The sequence below is a fragment of the Serratia sp. CY56464 genome, from assembly GCF_052168435.1.
GTDB classification, from domain to species: Bacteria; Pseudomonadota; Gammaproteobacteria; order Enterobacterales; family Enterobacteriaceae; genus Serratia; species Serratia marcescens.
Genome location: NZ_JBJNMV010000002.1, coordinates 229917 through 247258 on the forward strand (window position 1 = coordinate 229917; position 17342 = coordinate 247258).

The 17342-nt window shown below is 62.9% G+C and carries 18 protein-coding genes; 7 read left to right on the forward strand and 11 right to left on the reverse strand.

Annotated elements, in window-relative coordinates; translation table 11 throughout:
• Position 1 precedes the first annotated feature (1 nt).
• Positions 2–1444 (reverse strand): PTS cellobiose/arbutin/salicin transporter subunit IIBC, encoded by a 1443-nt coding sequence (gene ascF, locus ACJ8KE_RS14710; protein WP_116404104.1) that lies wholly within the window; start codon positions 1442–1444, stop codon positions 2–4.
• A 284-nt stretch (positions 1445–1728) separates the two neighbouring features.
• On the opposite strand from ascF, the gene ACJ8KE_RS14715 reads away from it, so the two are divergent.
• Positions 1729–2751 carry a LacI family DNA-binding transcriptional regulator gene (locus ACJ8KE_RS14715; protein ID WP_442517298.1) on the forward strand — a complete coding sequence of 341 codons (1023 nt, stop codon included), beginning with the start codon at positions 1729–1731 and terminating at the stop codon, positions 2749–2751.
• A gap of 23 nt (positions 2752–2774) precedes the next feature.
• Here the strand turns inward: ACJ8KE_RS14715 and ACJ8KE_RS14720 are convergent, their stop codons facing one another.
• The 4 genes from ACJ8KE_RS14720 to ACJ8KE_RS14735 all read right to left on the reverse strand — a co-directional run bounded on the left by ACJ8KE_RS14720 (position 2775) and on the right by ACJ8KE_RS14735 (position 6840).
• Positions 2775–3197 (reverse strand): hypothetical protein, encoded by a 423-nt coding sequence (locus tag ACJ8KE_RS14720; protein WP_274985199.1) that lies wholly within the window; start codon positions 3195–3197, stop codon positions 2775–2777.
• A gap of 56 nt (positions 3198–3253) precedes the next feature.
• A complete protein-coding gene (yjiA, locus tag ACJ8KE_RS14725) occupies positions 3254–4216 on the reverse strand; it encodes a GTPase (RefSeq protein ID WP_274985200.1) in 963 nt (320 codons plus the stop codon).
• A 21-nt stretch (positions 4217–4237) separates the two neighbouring features.
• Positions 4238–4441: a YbdD/YjiX family protein gene (locus tag ACJ8KE_RS14730; RefSeq protein WP_004953088.1), complete on the reverse strand. Its 204-nt coding sequence runs from the start codon at positions 4439–4441 to the stop codon at positions 4238–4240.
• Between the two features lie 218 nt (positions 4442–4659).
• Positions 4660–6840 (reverse strand): carbon starvation CstA family protein, encoded by a 2181-nt coding sequence (locus tag ACJ8KE_RS14735; protein WP_079450037.1) that lies wholly within the window; start codon positions 6838–6840, stop codon positions 4660–4662.
• Positions 6841–7276: 436 nt separating this feature from the next.
• On the opposite strand from ACJ8KE_RS14735, the gene sfnG reads away from it, so the two are divergent.
• Positions 7277–8371, forward strand: coding sequence for a dimethylsulfone monooxygenase SfnG (gene sfnG, locus ACJ8KE_RS14740; RefSeq protein WP_004933309.1), 1095 nt, complete (start codon positions 7277–7279; stop codon positions 8369–8371).
• A 2-nt stretch (positions 8372–8373) separates the two neighbouring features.
• Here the strand turns inward: sfnG and ACJ8KE_RS14745 are convergent, their stop codons facing one another.
• From ACJ8KE_RS14745 to ACJ8KE_RS14755, 3 genes are read right to left on the reverse strand one after another with little or no spacing between them, the layout of a single operon-like run.
• Entirely contained in the window at positions 8374–9063 is a 690-nt protein-coding gene (locus ACJ8KE_RS14745; protein ID WP_016929237.1) for a trehalose-6-phosphate synthase, read from the reverse strand.
• A 13-nt stretch (positions 9064–9076) separates the two neighbouring features.
• Positions 9077–9487: a GNAT family N-acetyltransferase gene (locus ACJ8KE_RS14750; RefSeq protein WP_015376489.1), complete on the reverse strand. Its 411-nt coding sequence runs from the start codon at positions 9485–9487 to the stop codon at positions 9077–9079.
• A gap of 32 nt (positions 9488–9519) precedes the next feature.
• The gene (locus ACJ8KE_RS14755) at positions 9520–10890 is read right to left on the reverse strand and encodes a glutamine synthetase family protein (RefSeq protein ID WP_117287167.1); all 1371 of its coding nucleotides are present in this window, start codon (positions 10888–10890) and stop codon (positions 9520–9522) included.
• Positions 10891–11126: 236 nt separating this feature from the next.
• Here ACJ8KE_RS14755 and ACJ8KE_RS14760 point away from each other — a divergent pair, with 236 nt between their 5' ends.
• The gene (locus ACJ8KE_RS14760; RefSeq protein ID WP_197759249.1) at positions 11127–11426 is read left to right on the forward strand and encodes a hypothetical protein; all 300 of its coding nucleotides are present in this window, start codon (positions 11127–11129) and stop codon (positions 11424–11426) included.
• 15 nt (positions 11427–11441) lie between these two features.
• On the opposite strand, the gene ACJ8KE_RS14765 is transcribed toward ACJ8KE_RS14760, so the two are convergent.
• The 3 genes from ACJ8KE_RS14765 to ACJ8KE_RS14775 form a co-directional block, all read right to left on the reverse strand.
• Complete coding sequence (locus tag ACJ8KE_RS14765) at positions 11442–11843, reverse strand: putative T6SS immunity periplasmic lipoprotein (protein ID WP_284065491.1); 402 nt, start codon at positions 11841–11843, stop codon at positions 11442–11444.
• The gene (locus tag ACJ8KE_RS14770; protein WP_016929230.1) at positions 11840–12379 is read right to left on the reverse strand and encodes a hypothetical protein; all 540 of its coding nucleotides are present in this window, start codon (positions 12377–12379) and stop codon (positions 11840–11842) included. Before ACJ8KE_RS14770 ends, ACJ8KE_RS14765 begins: the two co-directional genes overlap by 4 nt.
• Positions 12380–12716: 337 nt before the next feature.
• On the reverse strand, positions 12717–13634 hold the full coding sequence (locus ACJ8KE_RS14775) for a LysR family transcriptional regulator (protein WP_016929229.1): 918 nt from the start codon (positions 13632–13634) through the stop codon (positions 12717–12719).
• Positions 13635–13802: 168 nt separating this feature from the next.
• Between ACJ8KE_RS14775 and ACJ8KE_RS14780 the strand changes: the two genes are divergently transcribed.
• The 4 genes from ACJ8KE_RS14780 to ACJ8KE_RS14795 are packed head-to-tail and all read left to right on the forward strand — an operon-like array spanning position 13803 to position 17306.
• Positions 13803–14501, forward strand: coding sequence for a CoA transferase subunit A (locus ACJ8KE_RS14780; RefSeq protein ID WP_004933280.1), 699 nt, complete (start codon positions 13803–13805; stop codon positions 14499–14501).
• 10 nt (positions 14502–14511) lie between these two features.
• Positions 14512–15165, forward strand: coding sequence for a CoA transferase subunit B (locus ACJ8KE_RS14785; protein WP_015376496.1), 654 nt, complete (start codon positions 14512–14514; stop codon positions 15163–15165).
• Positions 15166–15179: 14 nt separating this feature from the next.
• Positions 15180–16364 carry an acetyl-CoA C-acetyltransferase gene (locus tag ACJ8KE_RS14790; RefSeq protein WP_261460094.1) on the forward strand — a complete coding sequence of 395 codons (1185 nt, stop codon included), beginning with the start codon at positions 15180–15182 and terminating at the stop codon, positions 16362–16364.
• An 18-nt stretch (positions 16365–16382) separates the two neighbouring features.
• Complete coding sequence (locus ACJ8KE_RS14795) at positions 16383–17306, forward strand: 3-hydroxyacyl-CoA dehydrogenase family protein (protein WP_317006243.1); 924 nt, start codon at positions 16383–16385, stop codon at positions 17304–17306.
• Positions 17307–17342: the final 36 nt, after the last annotated feature.

The following is a 17342-nucleotide window of genomic DNA, read 5'->3' on the forward strand; positions in this document are numbered from 1 at the left end:
CTCAATGCGTTGCGCTGGCGGCGTTCGCCGCCGGTGCGGTTTGGCCGGGCGCGGCGGCGTTTTCCGGCAGATCCTCGAAGCCCAGCATCAGCGTGAGCGCGAACGACAGCACCACCGAGAGCGCCATCACCGCCACCACCCACACGATGCTCATCGGGTTGGCCGGATCGAAGAACTGCACGCTGGTGAACAGCCCGGGCGAGGCCATCGAATGGCTGGCCAACCCGCCGATGCCGGCGACCGCGCCGCAGACGAAGCCGCTGATCAGGCTGGCGATCAGCGGCCGCTTCAGGCGCACCGCCACGCCGTACAGCGCCGGTTCGGAAATCCCCGCCACGATGGCGGAAGCGGCGGCGGCCAGCGCGGTCTGGCGCAGCTCGCGGTTCTTGGTTTTCAGCGCCACCGCCAGCGAAGCGCCGCCCAGCGACAGGTTGGCGCCGATCTCCGAAGGCATCACCATGCCCTCTTTGCCGGTCTCGGCGATGGTCTGGATGATGGTCGGGGTAAACACCCGGTGCATGCCGGTGATCACCAGCAGCGGCCAGATCGCCCCCATGATGGCTACGGAAAGCCAGCCCAGATAGCCGTGCACGGTGTAGACCAGCGCAGAGATGCCGCTGCCGATCCAGATGCCGAGCGGGCCAATAAGCAGAATGGCGATCGGCGCGGCGATCAGCACGATCAGCATCGGCTTGAGGAAGTTCTTGGTCACCGCCGGGGTGATGCGATCCACCCCGCGTTCGATGTGCGACAGGATCCAGGTCATCACCAGCGCCGGGATCACCGTGTAGGTGTATTTCACCGCCGTCACCGGGATGAAGGCGAATTCCACCGCCTGGCCCTGCGCCGCCTTGGCCATCAGATCGATAAAGTTGGGATGCACCAGCACCCCGGCGATGGCGATCGCCAATGACATGTTGGTTTTGAACTTCAGCGCCGCCGAGGCGGCGACCATCACCGGCAGGAAGAAGAACGCGCCGTCGCCGATCACGTTGAGGATGACGAGGGTCGAGGAGCCTTTCTCGAATACGCCGGCCATGTCCAGGATCATCGCCAGCAGCTTCACCATCGAGCCGCCGATGATGGCGGGGATCAGGGGCGACATGGTGCCCACCAGCGCGTCGAGAATGCCGGTGCCGATGCCCTTAAGGGTGAGCTGGCGTTTTACCGGGGCGGCGGGGGCCGCCGCGCCCGGCATGCCGAGCGCCAGCACCGCCTGATAGGCCTTGGCCACCTCGTTGCCGATGATCACCTGGCACTGCTCGCCGCTGTGCACCACGCCCAGCACGCCGTCGATGGCCTTCAGCGCCGGCGTGTCGATCCGCGTTTTGTCTTTCACCACGAATCTCAGGCGGGTCATGCAGTGGGTCACGGCCTCGATATTGCCCGCGCCGCCCAGGGCGGCCACGATAGCGTGCGAGATCTCTGCGTAGTTCTTCGGCATGGCGTGTCGTCTCTCAGATAGCAATTCGGATAGCCCAAAGGCGAATATTTACTGCCTGGGCGATCCGTCGTTCCATCCATATGAAACGCCCATAAGAAACCGGTTTCACAAAATCATGTATTGGTGTTTCATGGTTGGCAAGAACTATGATTTTTGGCGTTGCGTTTTCGTGATCTGGATCGTTAGGGGTAAGCGCATACCGATGTGCAGGGGCGTGAAAACGTTCCAAACGCCGGGCGTCTTGGGTAGACTGCGCTGAACCCATGGATTTTGGCGGCGCACAGATGGCAACGATACTCGAGGTGGCGAAAAAGGCCGGCGTTTCAAAGGCGACGGTGTCGCGCGTTTTGTCCGGCAGCGGCTATGTCAGCGAGGAGAAACGCGCGTTGGTGGATAAAGCCATCGCGGAAACCGGCTATCGGCCCAACCTGCTGGCGCGCAGCCTGGCGACCAACACCACCCAAACCCTCGGCCTGGTGGTCACCAACACCCTCTACAGCGGCAACTATTTCAGCGAACTGATGGCGCAGTCGGCGCGCATCATGGAGGCGAACGGCCGCCAACTGATCCTGGCGGACGGCAAGCACACCGCCGAAGAGGAGCGGGCCGCCATTCAGTTTTTGCTGGATCTGCGCTGCGACGGGGTGATCATCTACCCGCGTTTTCTGTCGATCGCGGAAATGGACGAGATCGTCTCCCAACACCGCCAGCCGATTCTGGTGATCAACCGGCGGCTGCGGCTGAACGACAGCTACTGCATCTTCAGCGATCAGCACGCCGCCGGCGCGGCGGCGGTGGCGCACCTGATCGCGCGCGGCCATCGCGACATCGCCTTTATCACCGGCTCGCTCGATTCCCCCACCGGGCTGGAGCGGCTTTCCGGCTACAAATCCGCGCTGGGGCAGGAGGGCATCGCGGTTAACGAGGCGTTGATCGTCGAGGGGAAATGGCACGCGCAAAGCGGCGTGGCGGCGGTCGATGCGCTGCTGGCCGGCGGGCAACCGTTCAGCGCCATCGTCGCGGGCAACGACGAAATGGCCATCGGCGCGATGAAGCGGCTGACAGAGCGCGGCGTGGCGGTGCCGGAGGCGGTATCGGTGATCGGCTTCGACGACATCCCATTGGCGCCCTATACCGTGCCGTCGCTGTCGAGCATGAAGATGCCGGTCACCGAGATGATCCAGGAGACCGTCAACCGCCTGCTGTCGATGCTGGACGGCGGCGAACTGAGCAAGCGCCCCAGCTTCCCGGCCAGCCTGATCGAGCGCGAGTCGGTGGCGGCGGGGCCGTATTGGGGAAAGGAATAATCGCTACCCGTCTTTTTCAGGCGCTACAACGCTTGAACCCGCCTCTTCGACAAAGCAAAAATCCCCAGCGCGCTGCCCAACGCCAGGGCGCTGGCGGCTGCCGTGGATAGCGCGAACTCGCGTGTGTAGGGCAGCAGCAGGCCAGCCGCAGAGATGCTGCCCAGCAGCAGGCTAAAGAACAGCGCTTTTTTACGATAGGGCGCCTTTAGGTTGAGATAGGCGGCGACGGCGCAGACGATAAGCGTGCCACCGACGACGACCAACAGCGGCAGGATGATGAGCGCCCCGGCGAGGAGATTGGACAGCCCAACGTCCTCCACGCCGGCGTAAGAGACAATAAGAAACATGATGCCGATGGCTAACACCGTGCTCAGTTTGATGACGATATAGGCGCTCGCGCACAGGTTAAGCGCCTTTAATCCTACTATCATCACGTTGTTTGCCATCGTTCATCCTTGAGTTTGCTGAATATGGGCCGTGTTGGCCTGGGGAATGGTTTATCTTACCCCAACCCCCCAATCCTTCCCCGAATCTCTTCCTCCGGCAGATCCACGCCGATAAACACCAGCGTACTCTTGCGCTCTTCCTCCGGCAGCCACTCCCGATCCCAGTCGGCGTTATACAGCCGCTGCACGCCCTGGAACAGCAGGCGGCGCGGTTCGTCTTCGATAGACAGTATGCCTTTGTAGCGCAGCAGGTTGTCGGCGTATTCCAGCAGCAGGCCTTCCATCACCTCGGAGATTTGCATCAGCGGCAGCGGGCGTTCCAGCGTCACGACAATTGAGCGGATGTCGCTCTGCGGCTGCGGGATGCGGTGGAACAGCGGGGTGGGCGGCGTCAGGTTGAGCTTGTCGTTCAGCGTAAAGCCTTCGATGTCGAACAGCACGCTCAGATCGATGTCGCCGTGCGTCACCTGGTAGACCGGCGCGCGGGCGTTCATCCGCTGCAGCCGCTGGATCAGCGCCTCGCAGTCCGGCGCCACGTCGGTTTTGGTCAGCAGGAGGCGGTCGGCGTAGCCCACCTGCGCCTGGGCGATGCTGAACTGGCTCAGCTGCTGCTCGGCGTGCGCCGCGTCCACCAGGGTGATGATGCCGTCCAGCAGGAAACGCTCGCACAGGATCTCGTGCGAGAAGAAGGTCTGGGTAATCGGGCCGGGATCGGCCATGCCGGTGCATTCGATGATCAGCCGGTCGAACGCCAGCTGGCCGCTGTCGACGCCGTCCAGCAGATCCAGCAGCGCGTCCGCCAGTTCGTTGGACTTGCTGCAGCAGATGCAGCCGTTGCTCAACGTGGTGATGCGGCTGGCGCGATCGCCGATCAGCGCATCGTCGATCGGCACTTCGCCGAACTCATTCTCGATGACCGCGATTTTATAGCCGTGTTCGGCGTTCAGGATGTGGCGCAGCAGGGTGGTTTTGCCGGCGCCCAAAAAGCCGGTCAGGATGGTGACTGCAATGGGTTTCATACGGGTCCTTGTGACTGCGGGTTAACAGCAGCGCATGCCGCCTTTGCCGTCGCCGCCGTAGCGCGCTTGCTGGCGCTCGCGGAAAAATTCTTTATAGGTCATCACCGGCTTGTCCGGGTGGTTGTCTTTCATGTGCTGGACGTAGGTATCGTAGTCAGGCACGCCCACCAACATGCGCGCCGCCTGCCCAAGATATTTCCCCGCCTGGCCGAGATTTCCGAACATAAGCCTTCTCCAACTCTACCCTGCATCACTACAGCGCTTGCTTAAGCCTGATATTAGGGGAAGCCGGGGGATGGGGTTCCCGCAGGGATGCCCCACCTCCGGGTCGCCCCGGGTATCTCGATTGCATCGCGCCGCACGCCTGGCGTCTTGCGATGCGCAGGCCGTGCGGCTTTGGGTACTGCTTAACGTTTATTATGCAGGGTATCCGTTAAATCACATCAATGCTGGGTCGAAACTTTGACCTCCCCCTCAGTTACGCCGTCGGCGGGCGCGGCCTGCGGCACCGGCACGTAAGGTGTTTCCTGGTCGGTGCGTTTCGGGTTTTTGTGCGCCGCCAGCGCGGTTTTCACCCCGTAGAAGATGATGCTGTACACCACCAGCAGGAACAGAATGCTCAACCCGGCGTTGGTGTAGTTGTTCACCACGATGTGGTTCATGTTGGCGATCTGCTGGGCGCTCAGCTCGGCGCCGCCTTCGGCGATCTTGCGCTTGTACTCGCCGGCCAGGAAGAAGAAGCCTTCCAGCTGCGGGTTGTCGCTGAACAGCTTCAGGCCCAGCGCGTAGGTGGTGCAGATCAGCAGCCATACCGCCGGCAGCACGGTCACCCAGATGTATTGCGCGCGCTTCATCTTAATCAGCACCACGGTGCCCAGCACCAGCGCCACGGCGGCCAGCATCTGGTTGGAGATGCCGAACAGCGGCCACAGGCTCTTCACGCCGCCGAGCGGATCCACCACGCCCTGATACAGCAGGTAGCCCCATAGCCCGACGCAGCCGGCGGTGCCGACGATGCCGGCCACCAGCGAGTCGGTTTTCTTCAGGAACGGCACGAAGTTGCCGAGCAGATCCTGCAGCATGAAGCGGCCGGAGCGGGTGCCGGCGTCCAGCGCGGTCAGGATGAACAGCGCCTCGAACAGAATGCCGAAGTGGTACCAGAAGCCCATGTTGGCGCCCGGAATGATCTGGTGGAACACGTGGGCGATGCCCACCGCCAGGGTTGGCGCGCCGCCGGCGCGGTTCAGCACCGAAGGTTCGCCGATGTCGGTGGCGGTCTGCAGGATCTGTTCCGGGCTGATGACGAAGCCCCAGGAGCTGACCGCCGCCGCCGCGTGCACGGTCACGTCCTTCAGCGAAGCCATGATCATCGGCGCGTCTTCGGTGCCCAGGCGGTGCAGATCCGGCATGGTGATGCCCAGCGCCGCCGGCGGGGTGTTCATGGCGAAGTACAGGCCCGGCTCGATGATGGACGCCGCCACCAACGCCATGATGGCGACGAAGGACTCCATCAGCATCGCGCCGTAACCGATAAAGCGCGCGTCGGTCTCATTGGCCAACAGCTTCGGCGTGGTGCCGGAGGCGATCAGCGCATGGAAGCCGGAGACCGCGCCGCAGGCGATGGTGATGAACAGGAACGGGAACAGGGTGCCTTTCCACACCGGGCCGGTGCCGTCGACGAACTGGGTCACCGCCGGCATTTTCAGCTCAGGGTTGAGGATCACGATGCCGATCGCCAGCCCGACGATCACACCGATTTTCAGGAAGGTGGCCAGGTAGTCGCGCGGCGCCAGGATCAGCCACACCGGCAGCAGGGCGGAGACAAAGGCGTAGCCGATCAGCGTGAAGGTGATGGTGGTGTCTTTAAAGGTCAGCGCCGGGCCCCAGTACGGGTCGTGCGCCACTACGCCGCCGAACCAGATGGCGGCCACCAGCAGCACGATGCCGATGATCGACACTTCACCCACGCGGCCAGGGCGCAGGTAGCGCATGTAGATGCCCATAAACAGCGCGATCGGCACGGTGGAGCAGACGGTGAACACCCCCCACGGGCTTTCCGCCAGCGCTTTCACCACGATCAGCGCCAGCACCGCCAGGATGATGATCATGATCAGGAAGCAGCCGAACAGCGCGATGGTGCCCGGTATCGGCCCCATCTCTTTTTTGATGATTTCACCGAGCGAGGCGCCGTTGCGACGCGAGGAGATGAACAGCACCATAAAGTCCTGCACCGCCCCCGCCAGCACCACGCCGCCCAGCAGCCACAGCGTGCCGGGCAGGTAGCCGACCTGTGCGGCCAGCACCGGCCCCACCAGCGGCCCGGCGCCGGCGATGGCGGCGAAGTGGTGGCCGAACAGCACGTTCTTGTTGGTCGGCACGTAGTTGAGGCCATCGTTGTTGACCACCGCCGGGGTGGCGCGGCCGGCGTCCAGCTTCATCACCCTGGTGGCGATGTACAGGCTGTAGTAGCGGTAGGCCACCAGATACACCGCCACCGAAGCGACGACGATCCACAGCGCGCTGATGTGTTCGCCGCGGCGCAGCGCCACCACGCCGAGGCAGGCTGCGCCGAGTATCCCCAGCAGCATCCACGGAATGTGCTTTAAAATCCCCTCTCGTTTCATGAGGTATCCTTAATTCCAGTCTGCAAAATATGAATGAACTCATCCGCTTGTAAGAGATGTCAGAGTGGCGCGGCGAGCCGTAGCGTCTTTCCCGAGGTAAGGCGGGTTTAGGAACAGCTCATCATCGCCGGGGGTAAGGGGGGAAGACAGGCGTATTTCGCTCAGCGGTCAGATCCGCCGGGTGAACGGTTGGATTGGCGGGGTGAGCGGTTTGCTGCATTGGCAACAGCCGCCCGCCAGCCGCTGTTACCAATGCAGCACCCGCTTTAACCCGCCGGCTTTAAACCTTCGGTTTTTCAGCCAGATGCCTTAACGCGGCGGTTGGCACGCATCCTGCTATCGGATTTATAACCAAAAAAAGATTTTCAATATTTGTAAATCAATAATGGTTATATGCGTGCCGCATCGCGGCGCCAACGAGCAGAGGGAGAGAAGCATGTCAGCAGCAAACCACTCGCAGCAGCCTATTCAGTTCGCCTACTGGGTGCCGAACGTCTCCGGCGGTCTGGTGATCAGCAACATCCCGCAGCGCACCGGTTGGGACATCGGCTACAACCGCAAGCTGGCGCAGATCGCCGAACGTGCCGGTTTCGACTACGCGCTTACCCAGATCCGTTTCACCGCCGGTTACGGCGCCGACAACCAGCACGAGTCGGTGTCGTTTTCGCAGGCGCTGCTGGATTCCACCGAGAAGCTGAAGGTGATCGCCGCGCTGCTGCCGGGGCCGTGGAACCCCACGCTGGCGGCCAAGCAGATCGCCACCATCAGCCATCTTTCCAACGCGCGCATCGCGGTCAATATCGTCAGCGGCTGGTTCCGCGGCGAGTTCAAGGCCATCGGCGAGCCGTGGCTGGACCACGAAGAGCGCTACCTGCGTTCGGAAGAGTTTATCCGTTGCCTGCGCGGCATCTGGGCCGAGCCCAGCTTCAGCTTCGCCGGCGATTTTTATCGCTATCGCGACTACTCGCTGAAGCCCAAGCCGCTGGATCCGCTGCCGGAGATCTTCCAGGGCGGCAGCTCGCGGGCGGCGCGCGACATGGCGGCGCGGGTTTCGGACTGGTATTTCACCAACGGCAATAGCGTGGAGGGCATTCGCCAGCAGGTGGACGATCTGCAGACCAAGGCCAGGGCCAACCAGCACCGGGTCAAGGTGGGAGTGAACGGCTTCGTCATTGCCCGCGATACCGAGCAGGAAGCGCAGGCGGTGCTGCAGGAGATTATCGATCACGCCAACCCGGAGGCGGTGCAAGGATTCGGCCACGAAGTGAAGAACGCCGGGGCGGCTTCGCCGGAGGGTGAGGGCAACTGGGCCAAATCCTCGTTTGAGGATCTGGTGCAGTACAACGACGGCTTTAAAACCAACCTGATCGGCACGCCGCAGCAGATCGCCGAGCGCATCATCGCGCTGAAAGACGCCGGGGTGGATCTGATGCTGTTGGCGTTCCTGCACTTCCAGGAAGAGGTGGCGTTCTTCGGCCGTGAGGTGATCCCGCTGGTGCGCGAACTGGAGCGCCAGCGGGCGGCGGCCTGAGTTCAGTAAACCTGCCTGGCGTTGATGCCGGCGGGGAAAATGCCGGTGGCGAAAATATGCCCGTTGGCCTGGATCTGGTCGTCGGGCAGCATCTCCAGCGGGAACTCGCCTGACAGGCAGCTGAGAAAGGCGTTGCGATCGTCCGTGGTGGTAAAGCCGATCAGATCGTAGAACAGCAGCGAAGCGATCAGCTGGCGATGTTCCGGGATGCGCCGCAGCAGCGCCGCCGACGGGAACGGCAGGTGGAAGAAGAACGCGCAGGCATTCAGCAGCCCCTGCTCCTTCAACGCCTGGGCGCAGGGCAGCAACTGGTAGTCGTCGATACAGACGATGTCGCCCGGGCACAGGTGCTCGCAGGCGATATCGGCGAAACGGCAGTTCAGCTGCCGGTAAGCGCGGTAGTTTTCCGGCGTGAAGTGCGCCTTCTCCGGCTGGTTGTGGAACACCGGCCACAGGCCGTCGTGGTAGTAGCCCTGATAGTGGCGGCGAAACTCCTCGATCGACAGCGGGAAGGTCACCTGATCGTAACCGGCGCGTTGGCGGCAACTGATCGGGCGCTGCGCGAAATTCTGCACGTCGCCGTTCCAGCCGAGCCACAGCCCCGGTTCGGCGTCGGCCGCCAGCGTCCGGCCGGCGCAGGCCAGATCCTTGCCGTCGCACTGTTTGTTGGAAATCAGCACCAAACGAGACATCGGGTTCTCCTTATCAGTGCAGGGCGCGCGGGGCGTGCGCCGCGCAGTCGGCGCGCCAGGGCGCTTGCAGCACGGGCAGCGTGACGCGCAGGCCGCGCAATGCCGGATGCGCCAGGCAGCAGCGCGTCAGCCAGCTTCCCAGCCCGACGCCGCGGTATTCGGCGCTGACGAACAGCTCGCTCACCGAGGCGAAGGTGGCGTAATCGGTCACCATACGGGCGAAGCCGAGCTGGTGGCGTTTGCGGTACAGGCCAAAGCACAGGCCGTGGCGCGCCAGGCGCTCCGCCGCCGCCCGATCCGGCAGGCTGAGGAAACGCTGGATCGCCTCGATATCCAATAACTGCCGATCGGTGCTGATATGAAAAACGCCTTTGCGCCAGCAGAGCAGCGGCTGTACGGGGGCCAATTGCGGTTGCATGTTCATGATTATCCTTAGGTTAACGAATCAGTGGACGGTTACAGCATCCAGCCGAGTTCGGCGGCGGTGACCTGTTCCTCGAAGCGGCGCAGTTCGGCGCTTTTGCAGGTGTGCCACAGGGTGCAGAACGCTGGGCCGAGCAGCTCGCGCAGCGGATCGCTGTGGCGGAACAGCGCCAGCGCCTCCTGCTGGCCGAGCGGCAAGGGGGCGGCGTTGTCGCTTTCGCAGCCGTGGGCGGCGGGCGGCAGCGGCAGCGGGTGTTCCAGCCCGTGCAGCAGGCCGCCGAGCATCACCGCCAGCGCCAGATAGGGGTTGGCGTCGGCGCCGGCCAGGCGGTATTCGATACGCTGATTGGCGCTGTCGGCGCAGGGCAGGCGCAGCGCCACCGTGCGATTGTTGTGGCCCCAGGAGGCGCGCAACGGCACGTGCATGCCGGGGCGGAAGCGGCGAAACGCGTTGATGTTGGGCGCCAGGATCGCCATCGACGCCGGCATCAGCGCCAGCATGCCCGCCATCGCCTGCTGCATGTTGTCGCTCAGTTCGCCCGGCGCGCCGGTCAGCAGGTTCTCGCCGTGCTCGTTCTGCAGGCTGATGTGAAAGTGCAGCCCGCTGCCGGCGGCATGGGCGCAGGGTTTGGCCATAAAGCAGGCGTGCTGGTGATGCTGCTCGGCAATCTGCCGCGTCAGGCGTTTCAGCGCCATGATCTGGTCGCAGGCTTCCAGCACGCGCCGGCTGTGATGCAGGTTCAGCTCGTACTGGCCGGAGGCGGCTTCGGCCACCACGCCGGTCAGCGGCAGGTTTTGCAGCCGCGCGTGCCGTTCGATGTCGCTCAGCAGCGCATGGTGGCGCTCGGGCGCATCCACCGCGAAGCTCTGCGTCGGGCAAGCTTCCGCCTCGGCGGGGCGCAGCGGATCCTGCAGGTAGAACTCCAGCTCGGCCGCCACCACCGGGAAGCAGTTGCGCTCGTGCAGGCGCTTCAGCACCCGTTGCAGCACCACGCGCGGCTCCAGCTCGCAGGCGCCGCCGTCGGCGTTTTGCATCGTCAGCAGCAGCTGGGCGTGGCGTTCGGGATCGCGCGCGCAGGGGCGCAGCGTGCCGGGCACCGGCAGGCACAAGCGGTCCGGCTCGCCCGCCCGCTGCCCCAGCCCGCTCTCTTCAGTCACCCGGCCGTGGAGATCCAGGGCGTAAATCGACAGCGGGAAGTAGCAGCCTTTTTCCAGCCCAAAGGCTTCGGCGATCGGCAACCGCTTGCCGCGCAACTGGCCGTTCAGATCGTGCAGATAAATATCCAACTGTTCGGTATCCGGATAGCGCTGCAGGTAGTGTTCCAGTTCTTTGCGGAAGGCGCGTGTCGGCGAAGCGGGCAGCTCCGCCAGCAGAGGATTGAACCCGATGATATTAGAATGCATGGCGCGCTCCAGAACGAAGACCGGTCACGGCCAGAGGCAGGGATAAACGCATGAGACAACTCTCTTGTGAGGCCATAGCGGCGATGTGAAAAGGGTATCTGCGGCGGCAAAAACTGTCTGTAAAAACGCCGTAACGTTAACGGGGCGCGGAATAAAAATGCCGTAAAGAGCGCGGCGGGTTGGCCGGGTCGGCACGGTCTATACTGGCGAGACGGGCCGTAGAAGGAGAGATAACGATGAAGAGAATAGGGCTGCTTATCGCCGCGCTGGCCGCGTTCAACGCCACTGCGTCTTCCCCACAGGCGTGGGCCGAGAGCGAACGGGCGATGCGCGCCGCCTGCCTGAAAGCCAGCGGGCTAAAAAACGCCAGGGTGGAAGGGGCGATCGTTCACTACGGTGATGACGTCGGCTATTCGGCACTGTTTATCGGCGGGCGCTACCCACAGCCGTTTATGAAAAACCAGCCGGGCAGGGAGCTGTGCTTATATCAGCGCGCCACGCAGAAGGCGGCGGTGCAGGCGGTGGAGGGGGAATAAATAATCCCAGTCTCCTTACTGTAGCTGTATTTCTCCTTTGGGATTAATTATTAAGTTGAATTCTTTCATATATTTACGCCTTTCCGTATCGTTATTCATCGAGACGCCGAGCAAGACGGAGTATTCTCCCGCAGCCCAGTTTATTTGCGGATAAGTGACGCATTGCCCTGGTTTCAGGTCAGGCAACGGAGTGACTTCTGGTGAGGTCCAGACGATATGCCATTGCTGTTGTTCCTGTCGTGAGACGATCACTCCCCGGTTTTGCAGGTTGTCGCCGCTGCGAACGCTGTTGATAGGCACTGCAAAGCAAGGTTGATTGTCTTTGAGCGAGACATCCAACGGATGGTACCAGGGCTGAGTGGATTGACAGCCGTTCAGTAGCAGTACGCACAGCAAAGAGAGATAACGTCTTGTCATAATAAGGTGTTCCGGTTCTTTGGATTTTTCAGGAAAGCTCGCAATACCCATTCATAGCGTTTTTTAATGTCTGGCCCAATAATGCCGCTGTAGTTGGTGATTATTTGAAAGCCATTGCGCCCGAATTTAGTGAGATAGAAATAGTCTGCAATGATACTTGCCTGTGCCTCCATTCCATAATCGGATAGAAGATGATAATTGGGCAAGGAATACTGATAGGAAACCGCCCAACTAGCCAAACCGCGCAGGTGTACGTTCATGCCTAATTGATATTGCCAGACATGCGCCATTTCATGGATAAACCAATGCTGATCGTAGGCGTTTGCCGTGGCAAAGTCTTCTTTGAAGTGTTTGGGCATAAAATAGAGCGTGCCATTTGGTGTTACGGCCGTATCTTCATGCTGTAAGCCGAAGGGGAAATAGCTGCCGTTATGGACGCGAACGCGCGAGTAATCGACAGCATCTTTGTAGAGCAGTCTGGCCAATGTGATTTCACCGGCCGTAAGTTTTCTGGCGTTTCCTTGAGTTGTGGCCATGGTTTTAATCCGTTAAAACATGAAAAAATACCATAACGAAAGTTCAGACATGATTAACCCACTTTGTCACAATCTTTTGCGTTCGCTCACAAGACGGAAAGGCAAAGGCGTGTTTGGTGTAATTAATTGATTGATATGGAGAATGATTCTATTATTTTGATATTCATTCATAAATAAAAAACCGGGTTGCGTGCTTTATTACCTCGCCAAATCAGCATGTTTTCTTCTCTGTCCGACGCTGATGTCGCTGTTCCCGTCTCTTGTTGCATCCCATGTTCAAGCCGCAAGGCAATAACCACTTTCTTTTTCGAGCTGCCGGGCGGCGAGCACGTCGGGTTTACGGTTTAAGTGCAGGAGCCGCGCCACTCCCCGCCATCTCCCGTTCGATTACCGTCGCCAGCGCCTGCGCGGCGGAAGAGAGTTGGTGTTGCGCCAGGCGGATCAGGCCCACGCGCCGTTCGATGATCGGGCCGATCAGCGGCACGCAGACCGCCCCCAGCTCATCCATCTGTCGCTCGCACAGCGCCGGCACCGCGCTGGCGCCGAGGCCGTTGGCCACCATGCGCCCGACCGTCACCAACTGGTGGCTTTCAAACGCCACCTCCAGCGTTCGCCCGCTGCGGGCCAGCTCCTGCTCCAGCAGCAGCCGCACCGCCGATGGCCGCTGCAGGGTGATGAAATCCAGCGTCAGCAGCTCCTTCCAGCTCACCTGCGCCTTGCGCGCCAGCGCCGAATCCTTCGGCACCACCGCCAGAAAGCGATCGCGGCACAGCGGGGTGAAGTGCAGGGTGTCGCTCGGCTCCGGCTCGAAGGCGATGCCCATCTCCACCCGGCCTTCGCGGATCATTTCAAACACCTGTTCGTTGATGACGTCGTGCACCGCCACGTTGATGCCGGCGTAACGATCGCGAAACGCCTTGAGGATCGGCGGCAGCGGGTTGCCGGCGAACGACGGCATGGCGGCGATCGCCACCTTGCCCATCTGCAGGGTGAAGCGCTGACGCATCGCCTCTTCCGCGTTGTCCCAATCCGCCAGCAGCTGGCGCGCCATCGGGAAGAAGGTTTCTCCTTCCGGCGTCAGCGTCACCCGGCGGGTGGTGCGCAGCAGCAGCGGCCCGCCCAACGCGTCTTCCAGCCCACGGATCGCCAGGCTGAGCGCCGGCTGAGAAATATTCAGCCGCTCGCTGGCCTGGGCGAAATTCAGAGTGTGAGCTACCGCTAAAAACGCGCGTAACTGTTTGATGCTCATTTTCATTTTGGTTGGCGTTAACTCTTTGTTAATTGTCGGTTAACGACTGATTAATAAAAATTCTAAATGAATGAGGCATAAAAACAAAATTAACAAATCATTTTTGTGACCTGAAGATGCCCTCACGCAAGCCAGGGCATTTCGCCCTGCGCCGCAACATGCAGGGGCAACGATATGGCAGGGCTCGACAAACGCGTCGGTAGCTACCAGGAAGCGCTGGCAGGCCTGACGGACAACATGACGGTGCTGGCGGGCGGCTTTGGCCTGTGCGGCATCCCGGAGAATCTGATCGAAGAGATCCGCCGGCGCGGCGTGCGCGGGTTGACGGTGGTTTCCAACAACTGCGGCGTCGACGGGTTCGGCCTCGGGCGGCTGCTGGAAACCCATCAGATCCGCAAGGTGGTGGGATCTTACGTCGGTGAAAACGCGCTGTTCGAACAGCAGGCGCTCAGCGGCGAGCTGGAGGTGGATCTCACGCCGCAGGGCACGCTGGCGGAGAAGATCCGCGCCGGCGGCGCCGGCATCCCGGCGTTCTTCACCGCCACCGGTTACGGCACGCCGATCGCCGAAGGCAAAGAGGTGCGCGAGTTCAACGGCCGCCCCTACATCATGGAAACCGCCATCACCGGCGATTTCGCCATCGTGAAAGGCTGGAAGGCCGATCACTTCGGCAACGTCATCTACCGCCACACCGCGCAGAACTTTAATCCGCTGATGGCGACCGCCGGGCGCATCACGGTGGTGGAAGTGGAAGAGATCGTGGCGCCGGGCGAGCTGGATCCGGCGGCGATCCACACCCCCGGCATTTACGTCGATCGGCTGATCCAGGGCACCTTCGAGAAGCGTATCGAACAACGCACCCTGCGGGCTTAAGGAGATTCTCATGCTTACCCGTGAACAAATGGCGCAGCGCGTGGCGCAAGAGTTGAGGGACGGTTACTACGTCAACCTGGGCATCGGCATCCCGACGCTGGTGGCCAACTACGTGCCGGCGGGCATGGATGTGATGCTGCAGTCGGAAAACGGCCTGCTGGGGATGGGCGAGTTCCCGACCGAGCAGCAGCTGGACGCCGACATGATCAACGCCGGCAAGCAGACGGTCACCGCGCGCCTCGGCGCGTCGATCTTCGATTCGGCGCAGTCGTTCGCCATGATCCGCGGCGGCCATGTCGATCTGACCGTGCTGGGGGCGTTTGAAGTGGACGTCGAGGGCAACATCGCCTCGTGGATGATCCCCGGCAAGATGGTCAAGGGCATGGGCGGCGCGATGGATCTGGTGGCGGGGGCGGAGAACATCATCGTGGTGATGACCCACGCCGCGAAGGGCGGCGAGTCCAAGCTGCTGCCGCGCTGCACGCTGCCGCTGACCGGCGCCCGCTGCATCCGCAAGGTATTGACCGATCTGGCCTACCTGGAAATTGAAGACGGCGCCTTCGTGCTGCGCGAACGCGCGCCGGGCGTCAGCGTGGCGGAGATTGTCGCCAAAACCGCCGGCCGGCTGATCGTGCCGGAGCAAGTGCCGGAAATGCGTTTCTGAAACGGGAGGTGAATGTGCAACAACGTGAAGTGGTGATCGTGGCGGCGACGCGCACGCCGGTCGGCAGTTTTCACGGCGCGCTGGCGCCGCTGACGGCGGTGGAACTGGGCGCGGCGGCGGTGCAGGGGCTGCTGGCGCAAAGCGGCGTGCCGCCGCAGCAGATCGATGAAGTGATCCTCGGCCAGGTGCTGACCGCCGGCTGCGGGCAGAATCCGGCGCGCCAGACCGCGCTCAACGCCGGGCTGCCCGTTACGACGCCGGCGCTGACCATCAACAAGGTGTGCGGCTCCGGTTTGAAGGCGGTGCATCTGGCGGTGCAGGCGATCCGCAGCGGTGATGCCGAGGCGGTGATCGCCGGCGGCCAGGAGAGCATGAGCCAGTCGCCTTACCTGATGGCCGGCGCGCGCGCCGGTCTGCGCCTCGGTCACGCGCAGATGGTGGACAGCGTGATCCACGATGGCCTGTGGGACGCGTTCAACGACTACCACATGGGCATCACCGCCGAGAACCTGGCGGAGAAATACGCCATCAGCCGCGCCGAGCAGGACAGCTTTGCGCTGCGTTCGCAGCAGAAGGCGCAGGCGGCGCAGCAGGCCGGGCGTTTCGCGCAGGAGATCACGCCGGTGACGGTGCCGCAGCCGAAGGGGGAGGCGCTGAGAGTTGAGCGCGACCAACAGCCGCGCGACACCAGCCTAGAGGCGCTGGCGCGGCTGCGTCCGGCGTTTCGCAAGGAGGGTTCGGTGACCGCCGGCAACGCCTCGTCGCTCAACGACGGCGCCGCCGTGGTGCTGCTGATGAGCGCGGAAAAAGCCGCTGAGCTGCGCTTGCCGGTGCTGGCGCGCATCGCCGGTTACGCCTCGTCGGGCGTCGATCCGGCGATCATGGGCATCGGCCCGGTGCCGGCCGCGCGCCGCTGCCTGGAAAAAGCCGGTTGGCGGCTGGAGGAAGTCGATCTGATCGAAGCCAACGAAGCCTTCGCCGCGCAGGCGCTGGCGGTGGGTAAAGAACTGGGCTGGGAGGCGGAGCGGGTCAACGTCAACGGCGGAGCGATCGCGCTGGGGCATCCGATCGGCGCCTCCGGCTGTCGCATTTTGGTGTCGCTGCTGTACGAAATGCAGCGCCGCGGGGTGAACAAGGGGCTGGCGATGCTGTGCATCGGCGGCGGGCAGGGGGTGGCGCTGGCGGTAGAGCGCCCGTAAACAACCGAGGAGGGCACCATGCAGTCATCTGACTATGCGGTACTGGGCGCCGGGCTGATGGGGGTGGGCATCGCCACCCACTTTATTCGCCACGGCCATGAGGTGCTGCTGTATGACCCGGATCCGCAGCGCCTGGCGGAAGCGCCGGCGGTGGCGAGCGGCATTCTGGCCGAGCTGAGCGACGTCGGGCAGTTTGCGCATATTGAGCGCGGCGCGGCGCTGGCGCGCCTGCGCGTGACTGGCGATCTGAACGCGGTGGCGCGCGCCCGGCTGGTGATCGAGGCGATCCCGGAACGGCTCGAGCTGAAGCACGCGCTGTATGAGCAGCTGGAAGGGCTGATCGCCGACGACGCGGTGATTGCCAGCAACACCAGCGGCCTGCCGCCGGACGAGCTGGCGGCGCGCATGACCCATCCGCAGCGGCTGCTGATCGCCCACTTCTGGCACCCGCCGCACCTGATCCCGCTGGTGGAGATCGTGCCCGGCCGCGCCACCGATCCGCGCCATCTGGCGGCGGTGCAGGCGCTGCTCGGCGGGATGGCGCTGGAGGCGGTGCTGCTGGAGCGCGCCGCGCCGGGGTTTGTCGGCAACCGGCTGCAGTTTGCGGTGCTGCGCGAGGCGCTGCACATCGTCCACAGCGGCATCGCCAGCGCCGAGGTGGTGGATCAGGTGATGCGCGCCTCGCTGGGGCGGCGCTACGCCATGGTCGGCCCGCTGGAGGCCGCCGACATGACCGGGCTAGCGACGGTGGCGGACATCGCCCGCCACCTGTTCCCGGAACTGGCGACCGGCGACGAGATGATGGCGCTGGTAGAACAGCGGCTGCAGCGCGGCGATAGCGGCCAGCGCAGCGGCCGGGGATTTTATCTGTGGGATGAAGCGCGCAGGGAACGCATTCAACGGCGACGGGCGCATCAGCTGCGCTTTGCGCTGAAACCGTAATTTCGCACGCCGTACCTGACAATAACAACGATAGCG

Coding starts and splice junctions, on each gene's coding strand:
- ascF (WP_116404104.1), bottom strand. CDS start 1,444: ATGCCGAAGAACTACGCAGAGATCTCGCACGCTATCGTGGCCGCCCTG.
- ACJ8KE_RS14715 (WP_442517298.1), top strand. CDS start 1,729: ATGGCAACGATACTCGAGGTGGCGAAAAAGGCCGGCGTTTCAAAGGCG.
- ACJ8KE_RS14720 (WP_274985199.1), bottom strand. CDS start 3,197: ATGGCAAACAACGTGATGATAGTAGGATTAAAGGCGCTTAACCTGTGC.
- yjiA (WP_274985200.1), bottom strand. CDS start 4,216: ATGAAACCCATTGCAGTCACCATCCTGACCGGCTTTTTGGGCGCCGGC.
- ACJ8KE_RS14730 (WP_004953088.1), bottom strand. CDS start 4,441: ATGTTCGGAAATCTCGGCCAGGCGGGGAAATATCTTGGGCAGGCGGCG.
- ACJ8KE_RS14735 (WP_079450037.1), bottom strand. CDS start 6,840: ATGAAACGAGAGGGGATTTTAAAGCACATTCCGTGGATGCTGCTGGGG.
- sfnG (WP_004933309.1), top strand. CDS start 7,277: ATGTCAGCAGCAAACCACTCGCAGCAGCCTATTCAGTTCGCCTACTGG.
- ACJ8KE_RS14745 (WP_016929237.1), bottom strand. CDS start 9,063: ATGTCTCGTTTGGTGCTGATTTCCAACAAACAGTGCGACGGCAAGGAT.
- ACJ8KE_RS14750 (WP_015376489.1), bottom strand. CDS start 9,487: ATGAACATGCAACCGCAATTGGCCCCCGTACAGCCGCTGCTCTGCTGG.
- ACJ8KE_RS14755 (WP_117287167.1), bottom strand. CDS start 10,890: ATGCATTCTAATATCATCGGGTTCAATCCTCTGCTGGCGGAGCTGCCC.
- ACJ8KE_RS14760 (WP_197759249.1), top strand. CDS start 11,127: ATGAAGAGAATAGGGCTGCTTATCGCCGCGCTGGCCGCGTTCAACGCC.
- ACJ8KE_RS14765 (WP_284065491.1), bottom strand. CDS start 11,843: ATGACAAGACGTTATCTCTCTTTGCTGTGCGTACTGCTACTGAACGGC.
- ACJ8KE_RS14770 (WP_016929230.1), bottom strand. CDS start 12,379: ATGGCCACAACTCAAGGAAACGCCAGAAAACTTACGGCCGGTGAAATC.
- ACJ8KE_RS14775 (WP_016929229.1), bottom strand. CDS start 13,634: ATGAAAATGAGCATCAAACAGTTACGCGCGTTTTTAGCGGTAGCTCAC.
- ACJ8KE_RS14780 (WP_004933280.1), top strand. CDS start 13,803: ATGGCAGGGCTCGACAAACGCGTCGGTAGCTACCAGGAAGCGCTGGCA.
- ACJ8KE_RS14785 (WP_015376496.1), top strand. CDS start 14,512: ATGCTTACCCGTGAACAAATGGCGCAGCGCGTGGCGCAAGAGTTGAGG.
- ACJ8KE_RS14795 (WP_317006243.1), top strand. CDS start 16,383: ATGCAGTCATCTGACTATGCGGTACTGGGCGCCGGGCTGATGGGGGTG.